Source organism: Vibrio sp. V42_P2S4T144 (genome assembly GCF_009904715.1).
GTDB lineage: Bacteria > Pseudomonadota > Gammaproteobacteria > Enterobacterales > Vibrionaceae > Vibrio > Vibrio alginolyticus.
This window is the reverse complement of the sequence record NZ_WXWS01000630.1, coordinates 1-4,303: the sequence shown is the minus strand read 5'-3', so window position 1 is coordinate 4,303 and position 4,303 is coordinate 1. Positions and strand designations below refer to the sequence as shown.

Annotated in this window: 1 protein-coding gene; it reads right to left on the bottom strand. The window is 40.3% G+C overall.

Translation table 11 applies throughout. The features are described 5' to 3' along the window. On the bottom strand, nucleotides 1-4,148 hold a 4,148-nt coding region (locus CAG68_RS20425; protein ID WP_161441586.1), incomplete at its 3' end, for a DUF4011 domain-containing protein. Nucleotides 4,149-4,303: the final 155 nt, after the last annotated feature.

Here is a 4,303-nt window from a genome sequence, read left to right as displayed (position 1 = left end):
TCTTCATCTGGATCATCCGAATTCCCTCGAGCAGAGAAAAAGTTTGTTGGGGGCATCTGTTTTGGATCACCGACAATGATTGCGTTTTTCCCTCTCGCTATAGCACCTACCGAATCCCAAGTGGTCATTTGTGATGCTTCGTCAAAAACAACCAAGTCAAATCCTCTGAAATCAGAGGGCAAAAACTGAGCAACGGACAATGGTGACATCATTAAACATGGACACAAATCCAATAACGAATGACCTAGCTCGCTAATCAAACTTCGGATTGGTATATGCCGAGTTTTTTTCTGAAGCTCTTTAGCTAATACACCAAATTGTTTCGAACTCTGCTCCATAGATTGTTGTGTAGGAGCACTCTTCGAAGCAAGTGCAACCACGTAATCGCTTGTAATCTTAGCAACACGTTCGTCTACCACTTGAAACTCTTTTATTGTTTGTTCATGCGTTGAAGCTTTGAACTTTCGAAGCTCATCGCTGGCATCAATAAGAAGTGGGGCGAGCCAATAAGAAAAAGCAACTCGAAATTGCTCATTTAACTCTTCAGGGTTACTTACTCCTGATTCCAGAGCTTTAACCATTACATCAAGCTTATTGTCATACGCCTTCTGCTTGACTGATTGCCACTCACACCAGTTTTTCAACTTGTTTGACTGAGTCTTTATATCATTAAAATTCCGATATAGTGATTCAAGTTCAGCTTGCTCGGGTATACTGACTCCAAGTTCCGCAACAATCGAATTCGAGTTTTTGAATTCTTTTACCGCCTTGGAAAAGTTATTTAGGCTTGAATATACTTTCGACTCTTCTAAAAACTCTCTCCCATCTACAAACCATTTTCTTATCGCAATCAATATTTCAGAGGGTTCATCAGTCAAGCTAACTAGGTTAGATACAATCTCACGAATTTTTTTTCCTGTTACTGCAGTGCTTTCTAATATTTCGTGAGACGTATCCCAACCTTTCCAGACCGAGTAGTCCCCAATAATGTTGATATGTTCTTCTATTGAGCTCTTGAGCTTCTGAACCGTCGCAATTTTTTCAAGAAGTAACAAATCTTCAATTTGAGACAGGCCAAACTCTTTCGCTTCGCGATTTATCTTACGCTTGCGAAATATTGCTTTAAACCAACTTGTTTTAGCTTCTTCAGCCAATTGTAGCCATCTCTCTGTGGGTAACTTAGACAAGTTGTCGCTAGTCACGCCATGCGATATGTCTTTAAGCTGCTGGTCGTAATCTGCTTTTAATACCGACAACTCTTGAATGGCTGCAATTCGTTCTTTTGAACCAGAATCTACAGCGAATGCAATATCTTCAAACGTTGCGATCATTGCCAACTCATAAGCACTTTCTAGTGCTTCAACATTTTTAAGCGTTTGGCGTATCGAGGTAAGCGAAAAACTCGATTGAACCTGTTGTGTCCAATCTACTAAGACATCGTAGTTTTTTAACCAGTCATCAATAACAGCAAGTAAATTAGACTGCCAAACATTCGACCACTCAGTAGCAAAAACTGGCATAAATGCGTTGATGTTCAAGCCCTTAATATCAGAGAATGCTAGTGCTAGCCTCCCGACTAACTCTTTAATCCTAACTAAATCCTCTTTTGTAGAAATAGGAGCTGCTGTTATGTCAGGGAGCCAATCTAGCTTGACTTTTAAGGTTTCACCATTTAATGCAACGGTAGAGATAGCGTCTCTGGCTGAGATTCCAAATGCCGATTTTCCATGTAAAGCACGAACATAATTGTTAAGCTCATCTCTCCTCGACTTGAGCTCTATAATATTCGCTTCCCATTCCTCAGAGCTTAAACCCTCTCTTTTCTGCCATGCCTTATTTAATTGTTCAAGAACTGCTCGTTTGTTCGCTTTATTGCTATGTAGTTCCAAGCAAAGATGATCCAAACCTACTTTCTGTAAACGGCGATATACCACATTCAGTGCAGCCATTTTCTCCGCGACAAAGAGTACTTTTCGCCCGAGCCCGATATTATGAGCAATGATATTAGCGATAGTCTCTGACTTTCCGGTTCCTGGAGGCCCTTCCAGAACGAAATCTTGTGAACGAGCAGAAGCATCCACTGCAACCAACTGAGAACTGTCGCAGTTCAAAGGAGTATAAATCGAGGCAGGATCTAATTTCTCATCAATTTCTTCTCGTTCGATAAACGAGCTCTCTTGGGGGTATGGGTCCCTAGGGTTATCAACTAAATGCTTAACAAATAAATTTTCCTTGAGATCATCTAACCGATCTTTAAGATCTTTCCACATCAGATATTTAGCGAAAGAGAAAGAACCTAAAACTAGCTCTTCCACTAACTCAAAACCAGCTTGTTCCTTAACGGCGTCTCTTACTCTGTGCCATACATAAGGTACATCTATACCACTATCATCCATCGGTAATTCATCTCGAAATTCACTTAGGTTGATATCATGCTCGGATTGCAGAAACTCAATAAGAGTAAGATTAAAAATTGGTTCTTCTTCTTGAAGTTGCTCGACGTAAACAGACGCACGAGCACTACGACGGGTAAGCTTTACGGGAATTAATAATAGAGGAGCTTTATAACTTCTTGTATCTTCTGGGTTCTCTTTCCATTTCAAAAAGCCAAGCGCTAGAAAAAGCGTATTCGAACCACCCTCTTCCAGATCATTTTTTGCTTTTCGGAACAACTCTATAGAGTTTCGCTCTAATCGATTAGGTGACTGATTAGCAATCAGAATCTTATTCTGAATTTGATTGAACGCGTAGCTTCGATGGAGATCAGACCCGGACTGAAGACGAAACAATTCGTTATCGCGCTCAGAGTCAAAGTAAGGACTTTCCTGTGCAGACTGAAACTTAAATTTTACGCCATCTGCCAACATATCTTCGATCGCAGCAATATCAGGACAATATAATTTGATCGCAATGGCTCGGTCACTAAAGTTAATAAGGCTATTTTTCTTTGTTAAATCAAGAAGCTTGCGTGACCAAGTATCGATCCTAGTTTCTGGAGTTTCCTCTATAACTTGTTCTTCTTTTCGCACAGGGGGTAAAGGTGGAACAACAGGTAACATCAGCTCAACTGAAGTATCTTCTGACGTTTTTTCTTCTCGTGTAGCTTCTACGGTTGAGAGTGGTTTTATCGCTTGCGCTCTCGCTTGAGCAATATCAATGACCATCACAAACTGTTTTTCATGTTCTTCTGATAGCAATTCTCGAGCATGCTCTCTCGACTGCTCAAAAGTAATTGGAGAGTCACTAGTAACTAAAGTCGTTTCAAACAACACTAGATCACGGTTATCTATCCGTTTTCTTACATCCTGAGGGTCATCATTTGTTAAGATAGGTAATCTTTCATCAATAAGCCAAGCACCCGCAAAAGCATGACCTTCCGTGATTGCCACGACAGGATTCAAACCCATTGCTTCGATACAACTAGCAAACAACACAGACAAATCCAAACAAGCCGCCATTCTGGAATTACTAATATCAGAAGGCAGCCTAACGCGCTGACCCAATTTCGCAAACCCCTTAGGCGGGCTTACATAAGCTAGCTTTTCTTGAAAAATTACGTTCCACAAAGCTGCGATCATTAGGTACGGCTTTTCACGTGTATTCGACTGATAGCCATCGACAGAGCGCCCATAGCCACCTTTTTCAAGAACTTGTGTAACCTTGTGAATAAGAGATTCAACATATACACCGTTGGGCTTGACAAATGCACCTAACAGAGCTGGTTGACGGATCTCTCCGCCCCAATAATCAGCAGGCAGAACATCAAGAGGAACTTTACACTCTTTGAGTACCTCTCCATCGTCACTCATCAATTTAAAAAACAAAGATAGTTTTACTTCTTCAGTTAACCCAAACAGCTTATCAAAGGGAAACTGTAACTCTTTTACTTTTAAACTTACTACCTCACCAGGCTCTAAGCGATCAATATGCCATGATGTTTCATCTAGCCAGCCTTCAACTCCTTCGAGTTTAAGAACAAGCGACCGATATGTGGGGGATTCTTGTTCCTCTTTTTTAGGGTAACTCACTCGGATAGACTTAATTATTGGATAAGAGTTTTGCTGAGCAGCAAGTGAAAAAGTCGGAGTAATATCAATATCTAATTCAATGCCGTTAATTAATGTCTCTTGGACACTTGTATCTAACACTTTCAATTCCTTCCAGCTGGCTGACATATGAAACTGAGTTAACTTTTACTCTCTCAATACATTCAAGTCTAACTGGAATTTAAAATTCTATGATTATTGATGGGTCATACAGTAAATATTGATAAAATAATATCTATTTAAACAGCTCTAACGTG